Source organism: Candidatus Pantoea rara (assembly GCF_051136265.1).
GTDB lineage: Bacteria > Pseudomonadota > Gammaproteobacteria > Enterobacterales > Enterobacteriaceae > Pantoea > Pantoea rara.
Genome location: NZ_CP194943.1, coordinates 269607 through 288607 on the forward strand (window position 1 = coordinate 269607; position 19001 = coordinate 288607).

Here is a 19001-nt window from a genome sequence, read left to right on the forward strand (position 1 = left end):
CCCGCTCGCTTATCCCAGCGGCAGCGTAAACCAGAAACGGCTGCCCCCTTCCGCCCGATTCTCTGCACCCAGCTCCCCACGATGCTTTTTGATGATCCCTTTACTGATGGTCAGCCCCATGCCCATACCACTTTTTTTCGTGGTATAGAACGACTCAAAGATCCTTTCCCGCACGTCGTCAGCCAGACCACAACCGCTATCCAGCACCTCAAAACGCAGTGTATCGGGCGTCGGATTCTCTGAGGTCAGGCGCAACACTGCCACACGCGGTAAATCCTCTGACATGGCATCGAACGCATTGATCACCAGATTCAGCAGCACCTGCTGAATCTGAACACGGTCACAGAAAATATCAGCCTTAGCGGCCCGCAGTTTCAATTCCAGCGAAATCCCGCGTCGCTCCAGCTCAATCCGGGAAAGCGCCAGAATGTCACGCGCAATCAGATGCAGGTTTTCCGAAGCAAAACTCGATTCATGATTGCGGGTCAGCGCCTGCAGACCACGAATAATCTCCCCGGCACGCTGTCCCTCTTTGATAATTTCATCCAGACCACTTTTGGCATTTTCCAGCATCAGCGGTTCCCGCTTCAGCCAGCGCAGGCTGGCACCTGCATTCGCCACGATCGACATCAACGGCTGGCTGATTTCGTGGGCAATGGATGCGGTCAGCTGCCCGACGGTGGTGGCGCGGGTGACACGCGCCAGATCCGCCTGTGCCATTCGCGCGCTATCCTCCGCCAGACGCTGCGAGGTGATATCGGAAATGGTGCCGAAATACTCTTTTACCTCGGGGAAGTTGTCTACCGGCTCCCCTATACCCTTGATGTAGCGACATTCACCATCTGGCCTGAGCACACGGAACTCAGCCTGCATGCTGCGTCCCTGACTGACGCTTTGCGTTACCAGTTCGCTGATGCATTCATGATCATCAGGATGAACGCGGGTCAGGAAGTCTGCCATCGACAACCCCTTCTGATCTGCTGGCAGGCCCAGAATACGGCCATACTCTTCAGAGACCATCATCATGTCCTCGGTCACTTCCCAGCGCCAGGTCCCGGTATGACTGATCTTCTCGCCAAGCATTAGCGAAGTTTTACTGGCACGCAGCTGTTTTTCAACCCGCCGCCGATGGTTGTTCTCCTCCAGCAGTTCCGCGTAGAGTCGCGCCGTCTCCAGTGAAACCGCCGCCTGCGCACTCAGTGTTTTCACGATATGGGAATGCTCAGCGGTGAAGGCATCGGGCATCAGGCGATTTTCCAGATAGAGCACCCCGACCATGTTGGCCTGTCTGAACATCGGAACACAGAGCACCGCCGCACCTGAGGCGACCAGGTAAGGATCCTGACTGAACGGACTGAACGTCTCGGGTTTGCCAGTGCGAATCTCCTGGCCGGTGCGGATTACCGCTGACAGCACCGATAATGGCAGGTCGGTCGCGTCGGGCCGCTCTTTGACAATCTGCACCCGGACGCCATCGGCCGTGCTTTCCGCCCAGGCCTGCGTCTCTGGCAGATTGCCATCCAGAATGCGGATAAGGCGACAGCGCTGGGCACCGGCCCGCTCCAGCAGCATCCGCATCAGGGTGTGAATCAACCGATCCAGGTTGATCTCTTCCGTCAGGACTCGCACGGCGGTCAGGACACTTTCAAGGTCGTAGAAAGTGGCATCCTGGGTAAACGGAATGGTCGCCAGCGCGCTGTTTTGCAACGGCGCAGCCAGATGCGGATAGTGCTGTTCCAGCTGACGTACCATCGCCTGTGCACCCCAGTTCTCCCAGCTGACCATGGCGGCCTTAATGTAAGCCTCTGCGGCGGTATCCAGCTGCAGGGCTTTACAGCAGCGGCCCGCCAGCTGATTTGCCAGCGCATGAATGTGAAGATAGCCGGCCTGACGGGAAAGACGAATCGCACTTTCATACTGCTTCAGCGCCTCGCCTGTGTCGCCCTTAAGTCGGGCGCACTCGGCCCTCAGCAGGGCATATTTGTCCGCAAACAGACCAGGATTGAGATCAGTCCAGCCGGCAAACTTATCCAGATGAAAGCGCAGCGCGTCGCTGTCAGCCGCTTCTGGCTGATGACTCAGGGACAATGCACTGTAGAAATGTAAATCCATCAGGTAGATATACGCAGGCACCGCATTAATCAACGACTGGATTTCTGTCAGGCAGCGCAGGGCGTCACTGTATTCAGCTGCATAGAAATGGGCCATTCCCCGATACAGCCCCGACCAGAACCGCACCATTGCTTTAGGGCCGGAGAGTAGCCCAGGCTCACTGCCCGCCACCAGCGGCAAAACCTCATCCCGGTCACCCGCTCTGAATCCGTTACTGTTACGCACCTGCATCACCAGTTGCTTTTGCATCAGCAAGACGTTCTCTACATCGGGATAAACCGATTTGCGGGTAAAGGCGAGTCCGCGCTCAATGGAGGTCATCACCGACTCCAGGTGATCGCCTCGTGTCAGCGAATTCATGATCTGGTGCCGCAACGAGAGACAGGCAAAGGAGCGATCGCCGTGCCTTACCGCAACGCGGAAACTTTCACGGGCGCATTCTACGGCGACAGCCAGCGGCTGCGTCCAAATCCCCACCTGATCCAGCGGCAGCAGCGTGCGGGCTTTGTAGCGTATAAAGTCATGCTGCTCCACCAGCTCCCGTGCTACCCGGCCACAGGCATAGCTAAAATGCCAGGCCTGATAGCGTTCGCCCGTCAGTACGCTGAACCAGGCCAGGCCAAACGCAGAAGCACCGGTCATGCCGTGTTCCAGCGTCATCTCCAGCATCCGGCACACCAGAATCAGATGCAGCTGCGGGCAGTCGTAGGCAGAGACAAAAATGGTGCTGGCCATCAGATTAAGCACCGATTCAATTTCAGAATCCGTGTTCAGCGGCAGCCGGGAAAAAGCAGTTTGCGGTGAATCGCCGATTCGCGCCCTGAGCGCCAGCCATGCGGCATCAATTTCCGCGTCACCAGGATCCCGGTTCAGATGCACACCAAAGACCGCCAGCCAGGCCAGCGCCGTTTCCAGCGCAAGATGGTTGTCAGACTGGCGCATGTGAATTTCAGCAGAAAGACAGGCGGCCATCGATTTTTCGCTCAGTGTGCCCGGCTCACCAAGCAGTCGGGTACAGAGCGTTTGTGCTGTAGTGAGGTTACCCTGCAGAAACTCGCACTCCGCCTCATCAAAACCGAGCATAAAGTCATTGCCGGTCACCATCCTCAGACTGAGGCGCTGAGCGGTGCGCAGATAGCGCAGCGACGAGAGATAGTCGCCGGCACGTTTTGCCGCCTGCGCCGCGCGCAGACAGAGAGGATAGTAACGCTCGCGGTCTGCGCCACTGAGCGGCAGTTCAGCAATCATGCCAATGTGATAAACCGCGCGGAACAGCATCTCACTGTTATCAGCGCGGATAACTGTTGCTGATAGCCATGCTGCTGCCTGCTGGTGAAGATGCTGTTGCTGGCGGAGGTCGGGAAGTAATAACGCCGCGTTGTGCACCCGATCGTGAGTAAACGCATAGTGCACACCCGTCAGAGTGATGAAACGTCCGCTGACAGCCGGTTCAAGCTGCCGCTGGATTAACGCCACAGGCGTCGCGGAGAGATGACTTAACAGCGACAGCTCGCCACTGGCGCCCAGGCAGGCCAGCGATCCCAGCAGTTGTCGGGTGATCTCCGGCATCCGTGCCAGCTGATTTAACACCAGCGTGGCCACATTGTCGGTGTAGTGACGCGCAGTCAGTGCCTGACTGTCGTAATGCCATTTCGGTGGGTTCTGACGAAAGTTAATCACCCCATCTTCCACCGCCTGCCGAAAGAACTCCTGCATCGAGAGCGGGTTACCACCGGTTTTCTCGAAGAGAATCTGTGCCAGCTCACGATTGCCGCCGGGCCGTGAATGAAGCATTCCCGACAACCAGCGGCCGATGCTTTTCACACTCAGCGGCTGCGGCGTTAGCGACACGACCCGTGGCGCAGCGGCTCTGAGCCGCAGAAGAAACCCGGCAATCATCGGACAAGGCATTGATTCGCCCTCCCGGAAAGCAAGCACCAGCATAAACGGCAGGTGCTCATTGCGGGTTACCAGGTTTTCCAGCAGTTGCAACGTGGCATTGTCAGCCCAGTGAACATCATCAATCAGCATCACCAGCGGACGGCCCGGCGTGGCAAAAGCCTGTATGAGCGCAGAGACCATCTGATTAAACTGCTCGCGGGCATCCGGCGCATGGCGCACCTGCGGCTGTAAGGTCTGGATATTCAGCAGCTGTTTTAACTCAGGCACCAGCTCAATGGCCAGATCGGTATACCCACCTAGCAGCCGCAATAATCGTCCACGCCATTTGCTGACTTCCAGCGCTGACAGTCCCAGCAGATAAAGCGTAACCGTGCGGAAAGCGGAGGCCACTGCGGCATAGGGCGCGCCTGGCGAATGCTGATCGGCTTTGCTGGCGGCAAGGAGAATTTGTCGGTGCTGCAGCGTTTTAAGGGCGGAAGCGATAATGGCCGATTTGCCCGATCCGGGCGCACCGCTCAGCATCACCAGGCTCTGCGTTCCCGTGCGGTTGACCGACTCCAGCGTCGTCAGCAACACGCGGGCCTGCGGATGCTGAGTGAACAGTGTCTCGGCCCGAAAGCTGGTGCTGAACCGCTCCTGCAGACCGGGCGTAAACGGTGCAATAGTGTTCTCTGTTGTCAGCGTCGCCTGGCAACGTCGCAGATCGGCCATCAGTCCCTGTACGCTTTGATAGCCGTCAGCGGGTGACTTTGCCATCAGACGCAGCAGAATCATCGAAAGCATCGGCGGCACATCTTCTCTGACCTGATGAGCGGGTCGGGGGGCAGTGGCAATGTGATGATGAATCCACTCCGCTTCACCTGCATCAGGCGAGCCAAACGGCAGCTTGCCAGTGAGGTATTCATACAGCACCACACCCAGACTGTAGAGATCGCTCAGGCTACTCACTGGATGTGGCGTGCGCCCGGTATGCTCTGGAGACATATACGCCAGCGTGCCGCCTGAGGCGCGCAGGTTGTTTTTTTCCGCTGACTGCGCCGCCAGCGAGGCGAGTCCAAATCCGCCCAGCCGGAACCGGCCATCGTCAGTGATGAAAAAATGGCCCGGCTTGATATCTCCATGCACGATGCCCTGATGATGCGCCTGACCCAGCGTGTAGCAAAGCTGCAACGCGACCTGCAGGAAGTCGGCGATTTTATCAGGCGGCGTTGCGAGATTGTTAGCCAGGGTTCGAAAAGGAAACGTGGGGTATATCAACGCATAACGGTTGAGATAACGGGTAGAGCCGGTGGCGGCGATGGCCCAGCGTGGGGAAAGATAAGCGGCCAGCCCACGCTCATTTTTGAGCTGCTGCGTCGCCTGAAACGTGACATCGTCACTGTTAGCAGTGGCGATAATCATTGACTCACCAGTGTGACGGCGCGCCAGCATCCAGAGCAGACAGCCCTGCTGCGCCAGCGGCATCAGCGTGTCACAATCTTCAATCGCAATCCCTGCGTCGTCACTCTCATTGAAGTTAATCGAAAGGATGCTCATCAGCGCACATCTTCCTGAGATAACTGGCCATGTATCAGTGTCAGCAGATTATCAACATCAATTGGCTTGCGCAAAAAAGTGACGGCACCCAATGCAATGGCATACCACAAGGTAGTTTCTTCAGGATCGGCCGAAATAAAAATCACTGGCGGCAAAACGGGTCGTTGCTTCAGGATTGTGTACAGCTCAAAACCAGACATGCCTTTGAGTCCAACATCAATAATCAGCATGCCCGCCTCAGAAAGCGCATCATCATCGCTCAGCAGCGCCTCACCGGACTCAAATAATCGGGTTGAATAGCCGTCTGAATGCAACAGATTGCTCAGTCCACTGCGGACCGCGCGTTCATCATCAACAATGACAATACGCTGAGAGAGCGCCATGCAGGTTTCCTCTGGAACGCCTCACTGTGCGGCATGCGAGGACTTAGGGGGTGTGATCACCGTCGGGTGGCGGCGTCCCACTGATTTTTGGCACACACTCATGGCGGAACCACTTCAGCGTCACCGGCTGTCGACGGAGCAGACGTTTAGCCAGCGGAATTAACTGTTCGCCCACCAGCATGCCAAACAGCCCCACCAGGGCAATAATCGGCGGTGCCGGGGAGTTGACGTCAATCAGGGTATAGATTACCCCGGCGAGCAAGCCCACCGCGAGTGATATTATGTAGGATTTCAACATGTTCAGCTTATCCGGATTAAGATGAAACGGATGTCGCATCGGGTTGTTCCAGGGCGGTTGACGGCTTTTCAGCGGGTGTGACCGCATGCACCAGTGCACCACCCAGCAGCATTCCCAGCAGACCCACCAGCGCAATCGCGGGCGGGGCCGGTGAACGCACCTTAAGCAGACCATAAAGCAGGCCTATCGACACCCCGGCAGCCAGGGAAACAAGTAACGGATTCATGACCAGCTCCTGTTGTGCCTCGCTGCTGACTGGCAACAGCTGCCAGTCAGCAGGACGCCGCTTAGCGGACCGGTGCGTGAACCGGTGCCAGGGTACGATGTTCACTTTTCTGACGTGAAGGTGCTTTGTGTACCATCGTATAGGCGTAATCCACACCGATGCCGTAGGCACCTGAATGCTCTTTGGCGATGTTCATCACCGCATCGTAAGTGTCACGATTGGCCCAGTCACGCTGCCATTCCAGCATCACCTGCTGCCAGGTCACCGGCACAACTCCCGCCTGAATCATGCGCTGCATGGCGTAGTCGTGTGCTTCCTTAGTTGTGCCGCCTGATGCATCCGCCACCATATAGATCTCGTAGCCGCCTTCCAGCATTGCGCAGAGCGCAAAGCTGTTGTTGCACACTTCGGTCCAGAGACCTGACACCACGATTTTTTTCTTGCCGTTGGCCGCCAGCGCATCACGCACCTTCTGGTCATCCCAGGAGTTCATTGAGCTGCGTTCCAGAATATCAAGGCCCGGGAACACGTCCAGCAGCTCCGGATAGGTGTGACCCGAGAAGCTTTCTGTTTCTACGGTTGTGATGATGGTGGGGATATTGAAGACTTTCGCCGCCTTCGCCAGCGCAACGGTGTTGTTTTTCAGCACCTGGCGGTCAATAGATTGCACGCCAAAGGCCATCTGCGGCTGCTGGTCGATGAAGATAATCTGGCTGTTATGTGGCGTGAGGACTTCAAGTTTAGCGTTGGACATGCGTTCACCCATAGAGGTTATGTACCGAATTTTCCGCCAACTGGCGCGGAGCAAAATGACGGTCAGTGCAGGTTTATCGCGCTGCTGCTGGCTGTCTGGTCGTAGTGTAGGGCGACGTGCAACAGCAAACTATTATCTCTGCGTATAACTATACGAAGGTATAGGTATCCCTCTGTATAACTAGACGACCCATTAGCCCGCTCACCATAATCCGGCGTATTCGTGCCCTGTTGTCTGCGGCACTTCCTGTCCCGCGCTGAGTGGGACAACCCCGTTGAGGAGCATCTATGGTTACGCTGGGTAAAGCAGAACTGATCCTGACCCATGGCAAATTTCATACCGTCGACCGCAGTAATCCGGTGGCAGAAGCGGTTGCGATTCGCGATGGCAAGTTCGTTGCGGTAGGCACGCTGGCAGAGGCGATGGCGTTTCACTGCGACGGCACCAAAGTGGTCGATCTTAAGGGCCACACCGCCGTGCCGGGTTTGAACGATTCACACCTGCATTTGATTCGCGGGGGACTGAACTACAACCTTGAGCTGCGCTGGGAAGGTGTTCCATCGGTTGCCGATGCGCTGCGGATGCTGAAAGAGCAGGCGCTGCGTACCCCCTCGCCGCAGTGGGTTCGCGTAGTGGGAGGCTGGACCGAGTTTCAGTTTGCCGAGCGCCGGATGCCGACGCTGGATGAGATTAACGAAGCGGCACCCGACACGCCGGTCTTCGTTCTGCACCTCTATGACCGCGCCCTGCTCAATCGCGCCGCACTAAAAGTGGTTGGCTACACCAAAGAGACGCCAAACCCGCCGGGTGGTGAAATCCAGCGCGACAGCAACGGCAATCCCACTGGCCTGTTAATTGCCCGTCCCAATGCAATGATCCTTTACGCCACGCTGGCGAAAGGACCGAAACTGCCGCTGGAACAGCAGGTCAATTCCACCCGTCAGTTTATGCGCGAGCTGAATCGTCTGGGCCTGACCAGCGCCATTGATGCGGGCGGCGGCTTCCAGAACTACCCCGAAGATTACGAAGTGATCGCGGAGCTGCATCAGAAAAAACAGATGACGCTGCGTATCGCCTACAACCTCTTCACGCAGCGTCCGGGTCATGAACTGGAAGACTTTGAGAAGTGGACGGACATGCTCACGCCAGGTCAGGGCAGCGATTATTTCCGTCACAACGGCGCAGGCGAAATGCTGGTGTTTTCTGCGGCAGACTTCGAAGATTTCCTTGAGCCGCGTCCGGACTTAGCGCCCGGCATGGAAGATGAGCTGGAGCGCGTCGTGCGCCACCTGGTTGAGCATCGCTGGCCTTTCCGTCTGCATGCGACCTATGACGAATCGATTAGCCGGATGCTGGATGTGTTCGAAAAAGTGAACCGCGATATTCCGTTCAATGGTCTGCACTGGTTCTTTGACCATGCGGAAACCATCACTCAGCGCAATATCGATCGTATCAACGAGCTGGGCGGCGGCATTGCCGTGCAGCATCGCATGGCATTCCAGGGTGAATATTTTGCTGAACGTTATGGCATTGAAGCCACTCGCCATACTCCGCCGGTTCAGAAAATGCTGGAGACCGGCGTGCCGGTGGGACTGGGCACCGATGCGACCCGCGTGGCCAGCTACAACCCCTGGACCGCGCTCTACTGGCTGGTTTCTGGCCGCACCGTGGGCGGCATGCAGATGTACGATGTCAGTGCCCGCCTTGATCGCGAAACGGCGCTGATGCTCTGGACACAGGGCAGCGCCTGGTTCTCCAGCGAGCAGGGCAAAAAAGGCCAGCTTAAGATCGGACAGCTGGCGGACCTGGCGGTGCTGAGCAAAGACTTTTTCAGCGTGTCTGAAGAGGAGATCAAAGGCATTGAGTCGGTGCTGACCGTGGTGGATGGCAATATCGTCTATGCCGCCGGATCGTTTAGCGCAGATGCACCCCCTGCTATTCCGGTCCTGCCGGAGTGGTCACCTGTGGTGAATGTGCCGGGTCACTATCGCAGTGCCCCACCGGTTGCGCAGAGCCGGGCAGGCATGATGCCCGCTGTCCACCACTGTAGCGGCCCGTGCGGTGTTCATCGCCACTCGCATGAGATCGCCCGTGGATCCAGCGTACCCGTCGCCGAAGATAACGCCTTCTGGGGCGCGCTCGGCTGCAGCTGCTTCGCATTTTAATCATGAATAACGCTATCACGCTTTCGCCCCGCATCAACGCGGGGCTGTTCTTCCTGCGCCTGACCGGCGGCCTGCTGCTGTTACAGGTGCATGGGCTGCCGAAAATTCTGCACTTCAGCGAAGAACTGACACGCATCGAAGATCCCTTCGGGCTGGGACCGATGATGAGCCTGTTACCGGCCATAGTGGCGGAGGTCATCTGCCCGATTTTTATCATTACCGGCTGGGGAACCCGGATTGCCTGCCTGCCGATCATCGCGGTACTGCTGGTCGCCATGCTGGTGGTTCATCCTGGCTGGTCACTGGCGGAAGGTCAGTTCGGCTGGCTGCTGCTCATTATCTTTACCACGCTGGCGCTGACCGGGCCAGGCGGCTGGCGCATTGGCGCGGCAAAACATCAGGGGGTCCGTCATGGCACAGGTTAATGATATCCACCAGCTGGAGCAGGAGCAGCCCGAGGTGCGGCCCGCTTCGGAGGTTTCGCCGTTACAGCCACTGCGCCAGCCGGTGTTCCGCATGCTGTGGATCGCCACCGTAGTCTCCAATATCGGTTCATGGATGAACGATGTCGGCGTGAACTGGACCATGCTGACGCTGAGTGCCGATCCCCTGGCCGTGGCGCTGGTGCAGGCAGCCAGCAGCCTGCCGATGTTTCTGTTCGCACTGCCTTCCGGCGTCATGGCAGATATCGTTGACCGCCGTAAGTATTTGCTGTTTTCTCAGCTGTGGACCTTTACCGCCGCCGCCGGGCTGACCGTACTGGCCTGGACCGGCCATGTGACACCCGACGTGCTGCTGGCCGCTGCCTTTTTACTGAGCGCAGGTGCCGCCATGAGTTCGCCGCCCTTCCAGGCGATCGTGCCGGATCTGGTGACCAAACCGGAGCTCGGGCCTGCCATTGCTCTTAACTCACTGGGCATTAATATCAGTCGCGCCATCGGACCGGCACTGGGTGGCCTGATCCTGTCGTTCGCCGGCCCCTGGATGGTCTTCCTGCTTAATGCGCTATCCGTGCTGGGTGTCACCTGGGTGCTCTGGCGCTGGAAAGCGGAGCCGAGCGTGCAGCGCCTTCCACCCGAACACTTCTTCCCGGCGGTACGGGCGGGTCTGCGCTACGTTCACGCGGCACCGGTCTTACGTAACGTGCTGGTGCGAACCTTCTCGTTTTTCCTGTTTGGCAGCGCGGGCTGGGCATTGCTGCCGCTGGTAGCGCGCCGTGAGCTGGGCCTCGGCCCTGGCGGCTACGGTGTCATGCTGGCCTGCATCGGGGTTGGCGCGATTACCGGCGCGGTGCTGCTGCCGCGTCTGCGTCGTCACCTCAGCTCCGATCGCCTGATGGTGCTCGCCAGTCTCCTCTTCGCCCTGACCATGCTGGCGCTGGCCTATGTGCGGCACGTCTGGCTGCTGAATGCGTTTGAGTTCTTTACCGGATTCGCCTGGATTGCGGTGCTGTCGACCCTGAATCTTGGCGCGCAGCGCAGTGCCGCGAAATGGGTGAAAGCGCGTGCGCTGGCGGTCTATCTGACCGTGTTCTTTGGCTCGATGACCGCAGGCAGTGCCCTCTGGGGACAGCTCGCCTCACACTTCGGCATTCCGCTGTCGCTCTGCATCGCCGCGCTGGGCATGGTGCTCGCCAGCACTACCGTCTGGCGCTGGCGGCTCGATCAGGATCCCGATCTTAATCTCGATATGATCGGCGATGGCGTTAATGCCCCTGCGCTGGATATCCGACATGAACGTGGACCGGTAATGGTGAATTACGAATACCGGATTAATATTGATGATGCACATGCCTTTACCGTCTGCATGCAGGATATGCGGCGGGTAAGGCGTCGTGGTGGCGCCATCAACTGGTCACTTTATGAAGATATCCTGCAGCCCGGCATTTTCGTTGAGACGTTTGTGGTCGGCTCCTGGGTCGAACATCTGCGTCAGAAAGAGCGCTACACCATCAACGACAAAAAGATAGAGCGGCGGGTTTTCGCTTTTCATCAGGGTGAAAACTCTCCCGAGGTTCGTTATCTGGTGGCGCCAGTGTGACTGGCTTCACCTTCTTATCATTCATCACGTCATACAGAGGGCAATACCATGAGCACCTTTAAAACGACCGACGGTACACAGATCTACTTTAAAGACTGGGGCACCGGCAAGCCTGTTTTGTTCAGCCACGGCTGGCCGCTGGATGCCGACATGTGGGACAGCCAGATGCACTTCCTGGCCGACCACGGCTATCGGGTTATTGCGTTTGACCGTCGTGGCTTTGGCCGCTCAGATCAGCCCTGGACAGGTAATAACTACGATACCTTTGCTTCTGACATCAACGACCTGATCACCCATCTCGATCTGCAGAACGTGACGCTGGTGGGTTTCTCCATGGGTGGCGGCGACGTCACGCGCTATATCGGCAGCTATGGCAGCGATCGCGTCGGGGCACTGGTGCTGCTCGGGGCCGTCACACCTATCTTTGGCAAAACGGCAGACTATCCGCAGGGTGTCGATATGTCGGTATTCGAAGGAATACGTGATGGCCTGCTCAAGGATCGCGCGCAGTTTATCAAAGAGTTTGCTACACCGTTTTATGGTACCAACGCCGGGCAGACCGTTTCTGATGGCGTAATGACACAGACGCTGAACATCGCGCTGCTGGCCTCACTGAAGAGCACCGTGGATTGCGTGACCGCCTTCGCGGAGACCGATTTCCGTGCTGACGTGGCGAAAGTGAATGTACCGACACTGGTGATTCATGGCAGTAACGACCAGATCGTGCCGTTTGAATCCACCGGCAAAGTGGCGGCTGAGATGATTGAGGGGGCTGAACTCAAGGTCTATGACAACGCGCCGCATGGTTTCGCGGTGACGCATCAGGATCAACTGAATCAGGATCTGCTGGCGTTTCTTAACGCCAGGTAAGGCAAAAAAGCTGCGCGGTGTAAATCGCGCAGCTTTCGTTTTAACGGCCTGGATGATTCACTTCATTTGGGCGAAGATCGAATAGCAGCACCTCCGCGCCTTCACCATGGCTGAACGACAGCGTTTTCTCGTCGCGAACCCGTGCGCCATCTCCGGCATTAAACTGCAGGCCATTAACTCTGACACTGCCGCGCGCCACATGAATATAGGCGTAGCGATCGTCCGGGAGCGTAATCGTCTGCTGCTCATCGCCCTGGAACAATCCCGCATAGATGCGAATATCCTGACGTACCCGTAATGCTCCGTTTTCACCTTCCGGCGAAATAATCAGTCGCAAATTACCGCGTTTATCCGCCTCACTGACGGAGATCTGCTGGTAGCCTGGCGGGCTGTTTTTCTCTGCCGGTACCACCCAGATTTGCAGGAAATGCACACCCTCGGTGCCGGAGTGGTTGAACTCGCTGTGGGTCACACCACTGCCCGCACTCATCAGCTGCACGTCGCCTGGGACGATGACCGAACCCGTGCCCATCGAGTCTTTGTGCTCCAGCGCCCCTTCCAGCACATAAGAGATAATCTCCATGTTGCTGTGCGGGTGGGCACCAAAACCGCGTCCTTTGGCAACCCGGTCATCGTTGATCACCAGCAAATCGGAGAAGCCTGCCTGTTTCGGATCCCAGTAGTTTGCAAAAGAGAAAGTGTGGCGTGAATTCAGCCAGCCGTGATCGCCCACACCGCGTTGCTCTGACAATCTTTGCTCAATCATATTCTGCCCCTTAGTTATCCTGAGGAAGTGCGGATGCCCTTCGATAGAGACAGCATATAAGTAAACCTGTCAGTCACACAATGACGTGAATCGGCAATTACTGTCTCATTTAAGTGGACAATATGAGCGCAGGTTTAGCGCAGGAAGGGGTTAAGGATTACGCTTTCAGCTGCTGGCTCGCACGACCAGCTCACCCTGCATGATCACACATTGCGGCAGAGCGTCGGGCCGGGCAATTTTTTGCAGTACCAGTTCACAGGCACGACGTCCTATCTCTTTTGAGGGCTGCGCCAGCGTTGTCAGCGGCGGTGAGACCATCCCGGCCAATTCACTGCCGTCAAAACCCACCACAGCGATGTCCTGAGGGATACGCAGGCCCGCCCGATGAATCGCAGCCATTGCCCCGGCGGCCAGCGTATCGGAAACCGCAAATACCGCGTCAGGTGGTATCTCAGCAGCTAACAGCTGATTCATCGCCGCTTTACCGGCGCTGAAACTCAACTCCCTGGCGAACGCGACAGCCTGCCAGGTCAATTGCTGGTTATCGAGCTGGTGGATGTAGCCCTGCTGACGCAGACGGGCATAGCGGTAGCTGAGGTCGTGGTTGATCAGCGCGATCCGCTGACGCCCGTGCTCAGCCAGATAGCGCACCACTGACTGCGCAGCCGCGTCATCATCAATGCCGACGCAGGAGATCTGCCCGTTATCATCATGTTCGGCACACTGTACCCAGGGCGCCGCGCCTATCAGCTGACTCAGCTCCGGCAGTTTGCTGAAGGCATCCATGGTGATAACGCCATCCACCATCTTGCCGGAAAGTAGTTGCAGGCTGGATCGCGAACGGGCGATATCCGTACCCGAGTTACATAACAGGATACGATAGCCGTTTTTCTCCGCCTGCTCCTCAATGCCTTTGACCACCTCAGCGCAGAAGGGATTGGAGATATCGGAAACCAACACCAGGATCATTGAGCTACGCGCCGTGCGCAACTGGCGCGCCAGCAGGTTAGGCTGATAGTTACTCTCTTCGATTGCTGCGAGGACTTTTTGCCGATTAACCGGTTTTACGCTGTCACTGTTATTCAGCACTCTGGAAACGGTAGCGACTGAGACGCCGGCCATCCGCGCGATTTTCTGAACAGACATAGAGTTCCTTCTGTTTTAACGCCTGCAAAACCCACCCACAGTAACTTCGCTTCAGGCGTCGCGATTCAGACCCAGTTGATGACGAACCGACGGGCCGTTCTCTGCCAGAGCAAAATTATCAAAGGCGCGGTCAGACACAGGAATAATGTGCCGACGGATAAACGCGGCCCCTTCACGCGCCCCGGTCTCACCCTCTTTCAGGCAGCATTCCCACTCCAGAACCGCCCATCCGTCATAGTCGTACTGCGCCAGCTTACTGAAGATGCGGCTGAAGTCGATTTGCCCATCACCCGGCGAGCGGAACCGTCCGGCACGCGCCAGCCATGGCTGATAGCCGCCATACACTCCGCTGCGCCCGTTGAGCTGATACTCAGCATCCTTGACGTGAAAGGCTTTGATACGCGAATGATAGAGGTCGATAAACTGCAGGTAGTCGATGTGTTGCAGCAGGAGATGGCTGGGATCGAACAGAATATTGCAGCGCGGATGATGGTTCACCTCCGCCAGAAAACGCTCAAACGTGACACCGTCATGCAGGTCTTCGCCAGGGTGAATTTCATAACAGAGGTCAACGCCATGCTGATCAAACACCTCCAGCACCGGCAGCCAGCGGCGCGCCAGCTCGGCAAACGCCTCGTCAAACAGCGCTTTATGATGCGGTGGCCACGGGTAGAACCAGGGCCAGGCGAGCGAGCCGGAAAAGGTGGCGTGAGCCCGCAACCCTAACTTCTCAGAGGCCGCGGCTGCCCGCTTCAGCGTGGTGATAGCCCATTCGGTACGCCGGGCGGGATCGCCTCTTAGCGCAGCGGGCGCAAAATTATCAAACGCGAGGTCGTATGCCGGATTAACTGCCACCAGTTGCCCTTCAAGATGGGTTGAAAGCTCGCTGATCTCCAGATCAAAACCGGCCAGCAATCCCCGCACCTCGTCGCAGTAAGTCTGACTCACCGCCGCCTTTTCAAGGTCGAAAATAGTGGGTTGATGACAGGGAATTTGAAGGGCCCGGTATCCCAGCCCGGCGGCCCATTCTGCCAGACCCGCCAGCGAGTTAAATGGCGGCTGCGTAGTGATGAACTGTGACAGGAAGATGCTCGGTCCCTTAACTGTTTTCATCAGTCACCTCTGTGTTCCGCTACCGCCTCATCACGGTATTTGAACGAGAAGAAGAAGATCATCGCGATCAGCGCGGCGGCAAATGCAGGGATCCACCAGAAGATTGCCCAGCTCTGTGCGCTGGCATGCCCTGCAACCACGTGATTGTAGAGCGCGCCGGAGATTTGCGATCCCAGCAGCATGCCGATGCCATAAGTGAACATCACCACCATGCTCTGTGCCTGGCCTTTCACCTTTTCCCCGGCTATACGATCGGTGTAGATAAATCCCACCACGAAGAAGAAGTCGTAACAGATGCCATGCAGCAGGATACCCGTGTAAATCAGCATGCGTGTCTCATCGCTCATGCCCAGCGCAAAAAAGGCATAGCGAATGAACCACGCCGTCATACCCATCAGCAGCATGGTTTTAACGCCCAGGCGACGAAACAGCAGCGGGATGATCAGCATGAAGGCAATTTCAGATACCTGCCCCAGCGACATGAGCGTACTGACTTCCCGGATACCGGCATCGGCCAGCCAGGAAGCGGTAAAGGCGTAGTAGGTACCAAGCGGAATTGAAATGAGGGTCGCACACAGCGCGAAAACCATGAAATGACGCTCTCTCAGCAGTGCAAAGGCATCGGCGCAGAAGAGATCGCGGACTTTTAAGGGTAAACCTTTGGCGGGTGCCGGCGTATGCGGCAGCGTCAGGCTGTAAATCGCCAGCAGTACCGAACAGAGCGCAGCCAGCTGGAACACCGCTACACTGTCAGCAATGCCCGTCACACCGATAAAGATCCCCGCCACGATCCAGCCGACGGTGCCAAAGACCCTGACGATGGGAAAACTCAGCCTGCTGGCGAGACTGTGAAAGGCGATGTTATTTGAGAGTGCCAGCGTCGGCATAAAGCAGAGCGTATAGCCAAATAACAGGGCGATCAGCAGCATGCCGTTCTCCGCAATCAGTGCCTGGGGCACAAACCAGAGGATGACTGCGCCTGCCAGGTTCATCACCGCCATCATTTTTTGCGAGGGAAAGAAGCGGTCTACCAGCATGCCGAGCACAAATGGCGAGAGAATTGAGGCTATAGGCCCGGCTGAAAACGCATCCCCAATCAGCAACGGCATGTTGTGTCGGGTCATCACCAGCCCCAGCGTTACCGACCAGCTCCCCCAGATAAAGAACTGCATGAACATCATCAGAGAGAGACGCGGCACCAGCAACTTATACTGCATCCGCTGGCCTGCACTCTCCTGCACCGTTGCACTCATAAGAACCTCGGGAATAAGTAATCGATTACTTTTGATGGTTTGAAAGTAAACCATTACCGCAGCAGGTTCTCTTACCCTGATCACAAATTACTAACCCTGCGTTATCATTCTGGTGGCGACAGAGCCCGTAAAGTGAGTCCGGTGATTAGCTGGTGGCGTTGGCCACCCGCGCTTTACGGAAGCGGTAGCGCTCATACAGCACCGAATAGAGGCCGCCGATGACCACCAGAATTGCACCGATCACTGTGGTGGACGTCGGCAGGTTGCCGAGCAGCAGATACCCCACCGCTACTGACCAGATTAAGGTGGTGTAGTCGAACGGCGCCAGCAGTGAGGCTTCGGCATAGCGCAGACTCAGGGTCATCAGAATCTGAGTGATACCGCCGAGCAGTCCACATCCCACCAGTAATGCCAGCTGATTACCGTGCGGCACTTTCCACCCTCCAGGCAGGGTGACCAGCGAGGTTAACGCCGTGGTGACAGCAAACCAGAATGCGATAGCGCCCGGCTTCTCTTTGCCATTTAGAAAACGGATCTGCACCAGCGCGCAGGCGGTACATAAGGCTGCCATCAGCGCCAGCAGAATGCCCGCCGATGCAGAGAGCGAGAATGTTGCCTGGCTTGTCAGCGAGAGGTGCCCGGAGAACATCACCAGAATGCCGCTAAAACCGGTAAAGACAGCAACCCAGCGATGGTGCCGGACTTTTTCACGCAGAAGCAGCGCCGCCAGTAGCACGGTAAACAGCGGCGCAGCATAATTAATCGCGGTGGCGTCGGTCAGAGAAATGTAGAGTAGCGACAGATAGCTGAAATAGAGACCGCCGGTTCCGGCCAGCCCGCGCACAAAATGTCCGCGAATGTTGCGGGTGCGGATGCCATCCAGCACGCTGCCCTGACAGCGCAGCCAGATGAGCAGCGGAACCAGTGCCAGCACAGAGCGGAAAAATATCACCTCGCCAACTGGGATTGCACCATCCAGTCCTTTTACACAAGCCAGCATCAGGGTGGAACTCAACGCAGCTGTGATCTTCATCGCTATGCCAGCGGAAGCGTTCATCAGGTTTTTGATCTCTCAGTGGGGAAAAATAAGCAGGGGAATCAGCACACTTAACATTCATACTGGCACAAAGCGATAAAGCAATCTGCCGGGATTACGTCGCAGACGGCATTTTATCTTTTTTTGGCGCAGCGTCACGGCATGAACAGGCATGTGGCTCAGCCCCCCGGCTGGTACACTCTGCCTTCTGCCCTGCTCTATGGGCCGCTTCTCAAACGGAACAGGAGTCTCCGATGTCCACGCTGCGTTTACTGCTATCTGAATCTAACGATCCCTGGTTTAATCTGGCGGTTGAAGAGTGCATTTTCCGGCAGATGCCCGCCACCCAGCGGGTGCTATTTTTGTGGCGTAATGCGGAAACGGTGGTGATCGGACGTGCGCAGAATCCTTGGAAAGAATGCAACACCCGACGCATGGCGGAAGATGGCATCCGGCTGGCACGTCGCAGCAGCGGCGGTGGCGCAGTATTTCACGATCTCGGCAACTGCTGTTTTACCTTTATGGCTGGCAAGCCCGAGTACGATAAAAGCGTCTCGACCGCCATTATCCTGCGTGCACTTAATGCGCTGGATGTCCCTGCGGAAGCGTCCGGACGTAACGATTTAGTAGTCAACACCGCTGAGGGACTGCGTAAAATCTCCGGTTCCGCCTACCGCGAAACACCGGACCGCGGTTTTCATCACGGCACCATTCTGATGGATGCCGATCTTTCCCGGCTGGCGGACTACCTTAATCCTGATGTGAAAAAACTGCAGGCCAAAGGGATTACGTCTGTCCGCGCCAGGGTAACCAATCTGGCGGAATTAACACCGGGTATCAGCTATCAGACGATCTGCTCCGCAGTGACTGATGCCTTTTTCGACCATTATGGAGAGCGTTGTGAACCGGAGAGGATTTCGCCTGAAGCCTTGCCCGACCTGCCGGGTTTCACAGAGCAGTTTGCGCGGCAGAGTAGCTGGGCGTGGAATTTCGGTCAGGCACCTGACTTCTCTCACCAGCTGGACCAGCGTTTTGTCTGGGGCGGCGTGGAGATCCACTTCGATGTTGAACGCGGCGTGATCACCCGCTGTCAGATTTTCAGCGACAGCCTCAATCCTGCGCCGCTCGAAGCGCTGGCGCAGCGGATGCAGAACGTCACTTACCGGCCAGACGCGCTTGAGCCGGTACTAAGTCAGCTGGTTGCGGATTTTCCGTTGCAACAGGCAGAGCTGACAGAATTGCAGCACTGGCTGGTCGCCAGCGTACGCTGAACAGTTTTTGTCACTTTCCCGCGCGGAAAACTGTGGCGGGCAACCCTCTCCATCCCAGCATCCCGTAAATCACCAACGCAAAAAACCCGCACAAGGCGGGTTTTATTAATTATCAATTTCAGGCTTAACT

At 57.0% G+C, this 19001-nt stretch carries 15 protein-coding genes; 5 read left to right on the forward strand and 10 right to left on the reverse strand.

Features of this window, described 5'->3' with window-relative positions; translation table 11 throughout:
* Positions 1 to 9: 9 nt before the first annotated feature.
* From ACR8BF_RS19750 to ACR8BF_RS19770, 5 genes are all read right to left on the reverse strand, one after another.
* A complete protein-coding gene (locus tag ACR8BF_RS19750; protein WP_434745977.1) occupies positions 10 to 5550 on the reverse strand; it encodes a trifunctional serine/threonine-protein kinase/ATP-binding protein/sensor histidine kinase in 5541 nt (1846 codons plus the stop codon).
* Positions 5550 to 5933 carry a response regulator transcription factor gene (locus ACR8BF_RS19755; protein WP_179898347.1) on the reverse strand — a complete coding sequence of 128 codons (384 nt, stop codon included), beginning with the start codon at positions 5931 to 5933 and terminating at the stop codon, positions 5550 to 5552. The genes ACR8BF_RS19750 and ACR8BF_RS19755 overlap by 1 nt, the downstream gene beginning before the upstream one ends.
* A gap of 43 nt (positions 5934 to 5976) precedes the next feature.
* Positions 5977 to 6231 (reverse strand): XapX domain-containing protein, encoded by a 255-nt coding sequence (locus tag ACR8BF_RS19760; protein ID WP_292985936.1) that lies wholly within the window; start codon positions 6229 to 6231, stop codon positions 5977 to 5979.
* 16 nt (positions 6232 to 6247) lie between these two features.
* Complete coding sequence (locus ACR8BF_RS19765) at positions 6248 to 6457, reverse strand: XapX domain-containing protein (RefSeq protein ID WP_179898348.1); 210 nt, start codon at positions 6455 to 6457, stop codon at positions 6248 to 6250.
* Between the two features lie 61 nt (positions 6458 to 6518).
* The gene (locus ACR8BF_RS19770) at positions 6519 to 7211 is read right to left on the reverse strand and encodes a hydrolase (protein ID WP_179898349.1); all 693 of its coding nucleotides are present in this window, start codon (positions 7209 to 7211) and stop codon (positions 6519 to 6521) included.
* Positions 7212 to 7498: 287 nt separating this feature from the next.
* Here ACR8BF_RS19770 and ACR8BF_RS19775 point away from each other — a divergent pair, with 287 nt between their 5' ends.
* Genes ACR8BF_RS19775 through ACR8BF_RS19790 form a run of 4 tightly spaced genes read left to right on the forward strand, consistent with a single transcriptional unit; the run spans position 7499 to position 12286 of the window.
* Complete coding sequence (locus ACR8BF_RS19775; RefSeq protein WP_434745978.1) at positions 7499 to 9376, forward strand: amidohydrolase; 1878 nt, start codon at positions 7499 to 7501, stop codon at positions 9374 to 9376.
* Between the two features lie 2 nt (positions 9377 to 9378).
* The gene (locus tag ACR8BF_RS19780) at positions 9379 to 9801 is read left to right on the forward strand and encodes a DoxX family protein (RefSeq protein ID WP_434745979.1); all 423 of its coding nucleotides are present in this window, start codon (positions 9379 to 9381) and stop codon (positions 9799 to 9801) included.
* Positions 9788 to 11416, forward strand: a complete 1629-nt coding sequence (locus ACR8BF_RS19785; RefSeq protein WP_179898352.1) for an MFS transporter — start codon at positions 9788 to 9790, stop codon at positions 11414 to 11416. The genes ACR8BF_RS19780 and ACR8BF_RS19785 overlap by 14 nt, the downstream gene beginning before the upstream one ends.
* Positions 11417 to 11464: 48 nt before the next feature.
* Entirely contained in the window at positions 11465 to 12286 is an 822-nt protein-coding gene (locus ACR8BF_RS19790) for an alpha/beta fold hydrolase (RefSeq protein ID WP_292985942.1), read from the forward strand.
* Between the two features lie 40 nt (positions 12287 to 12326).
* On the opposite strand, the gene ACR8BF_RS19795 is transcribed toward ACR8BF_RS19790, so the two are convergent.
* From ACR8BF_RS19795 to ACR8BF_RS19815, 5 genes are all read right to left on the reverse strand, one after another.
* Entirely contained in the window at positions 12327 to 13052 is a 726-nt protein-coding gene (locus ACR8BF_RS19795) for a pirin family protein (protein WP_179898354.1), read from the reverse strand.
* Positions 13053 to 13217: 165 nt separating this feature from the next.
* Complete coding sequence (locus ACR8BF_RS19800; RefSeq protein ID WP_434745980.1) at positions 13218 to 14198, reverse strand: LacI family DNA-binding transcriptional regulator; 981 nt, start codon at positions 14196 to 14198, stop codon at positions 13218 to 13220.
* Between the two features lie 51 nt (positions 14199 to 14249).
* A complete protein-coding gene (locus ACR8BF_RS19805) occupies positions 14250 to 15311 on the reverse strand; it encodes a sugar phosphate isomerase/epimerase family protein (RefSeq protein WP_434745981.1) in 1062 nt (353 codons plus the stop codon).
* The gene (locus ACR8BF_RS19810; RefSeq protein ID WP_434745982.1) at positions 15311 to 16564 is read right to left on the reverse strand and encodes an MFS transporter; all 1254 of its coding nucleotides are present in this window, start codon (positions 16562 to 16564) and stop codon (positions 15311 to 15313) included. Before ACR8BF_RS19810 ends, ACR8BF_RS19805 begins: the two co-directional genes overlap by 1 nt.
* 145 nt (positions 16565 to 16709) lie before the next feature.
* Entirely contained in the window at positions 16710 to 17621 is a 912-nt protein-coding gene (locus ACR8BF_RS19815; protein ID WP_434745983.1) for a DMT family transporter, read from the reverse strand.
* Between the two features lie 233 nt (positions 17622 to 17854).
* On the opposite strand from ACR8BF_RS19815, the gene ACR8BF_RS19820 reads away from it, so the two are divergent.
* Complete coding sequence (locus tag ACR8BF_RS19820) at positions 17855 to 18871, forward strand: lipoate--protein ligase A (RefSeq protein WP_313698814.1); 1017 nt, start codon at positions 17855 to 17857, stop codon at positions 18869 to 18871.
* Positions 18872 to 19001 lie beyond the last annotated feature (130 nt).

Bases quoted from the DNA above. Each gene is read 5' to 3' on its own strand.
- ACR8BF_RS19750 (WP_434745977.1), bottom strand. From the start codon at position 5,550: ATGAGCATCCTTTCGATTAACTTCAATGAGAGTGACGACGCAGGGATT.
- ACR8BF_RS19755 (WP_179898347.1), bottom strand. From the start codon at position 5,933: ATGGCGCTCTCTCAGCGTATTGTCATTGTTGATGATGAACGCGCGGTC.
- ACR8BF_RS19760 (WP_292985936.1), bottom strand. From the start codon at position 6,231: ATGTTGAAATCCTACATAATATCACTCGCGGTGGGCTTGCTCGCCGGG.
- ACR8BF_RS19765 (WP_179898348.1), bottom strand. From the start codon at position 6,457: ATGAATCCGTTACTTGTTTCCCTGGCTGCCGGGGTGTCGATAGGCCTG.
- ACR8BF_RS19770 (WP_179898349.1), bottom strand. From the start codon at position 7,211: ATGTCCAACGCTAAACTTGAAGTCCTCACGCCACATAACAGCCAGATT.
- ACR8BF_RS19775 (WP_434745978.1), top strand. From the start codon at position 7,499: ATGGTTACGCTGGGTAAAGCAGAACTGATCCTGACCCATGGCAAATTT.
- ACR8BF_RS19780 (WP_434745979.1), top strand. From the start codon at position 9,379: ATGAATAACGCTATCACGCTTTCGCCCCGCATCAACGCGGGGCTGTTC.
- ACR8BF_RS19785 (WP_179898352.1), top strand. From the start codon at position 9,788: ATGGCACAGGTTAATGATATCCACCAGCTGGAGCAGGAGCAGCCCGAG.
- ACR8BF_RS19790 (WP_292985942.1), top strand. From the start codon at position 11,465: ATGAGCACCTTTAAAACGACCGACGGTACACAGATCTACTTTAAAGAC.
- ACR8BF_RS19795 (WP_179898354.1), bottom strand. From the start codon at position 13,052: ATGATTGAGCAAAGATTGTCAGAGCAACGCGGTGTGGGCGATCACGGC.
- ACR8BF_RS19800 (WP_434745980.1), bottom strand. From the start codon at position 14,198: ATGTCTGTTCAGAAAATCGCGCGGATGGCCGGCGTCTCAGTCGCTACC.
- ACR8BF_RS19805 (WP_434745981.1), bottom strand. From the start codon at position 15,311: ATGAAAACAGTTAAGGGACCGAGCATCTTCCTGTCACAGTTCATCACT.
- ACR8BF_RS19810 (WP_434745982.1), bottom strand. From the start codon at position 16,564: ATGAGTGCAACGGTGCAGGAGAGTGCAGGCCAGCGGATGCAGTATAAG.
- ACR8BF_RS19815 (WP_434745983.1), bottom strand. From the start codon at position 17,621: ATGAACGCTTCCGCTGGCATAGCGATGAAGATCACAGCTGCGTTGAGT.
- ACR8BF_RS19820 (WP_313698814.1), top strand. From the start codon at position 17,855: ATGTCCACGCTGCGTTTACTGCTATCTGAATCTAACGATCCCTGGTTT.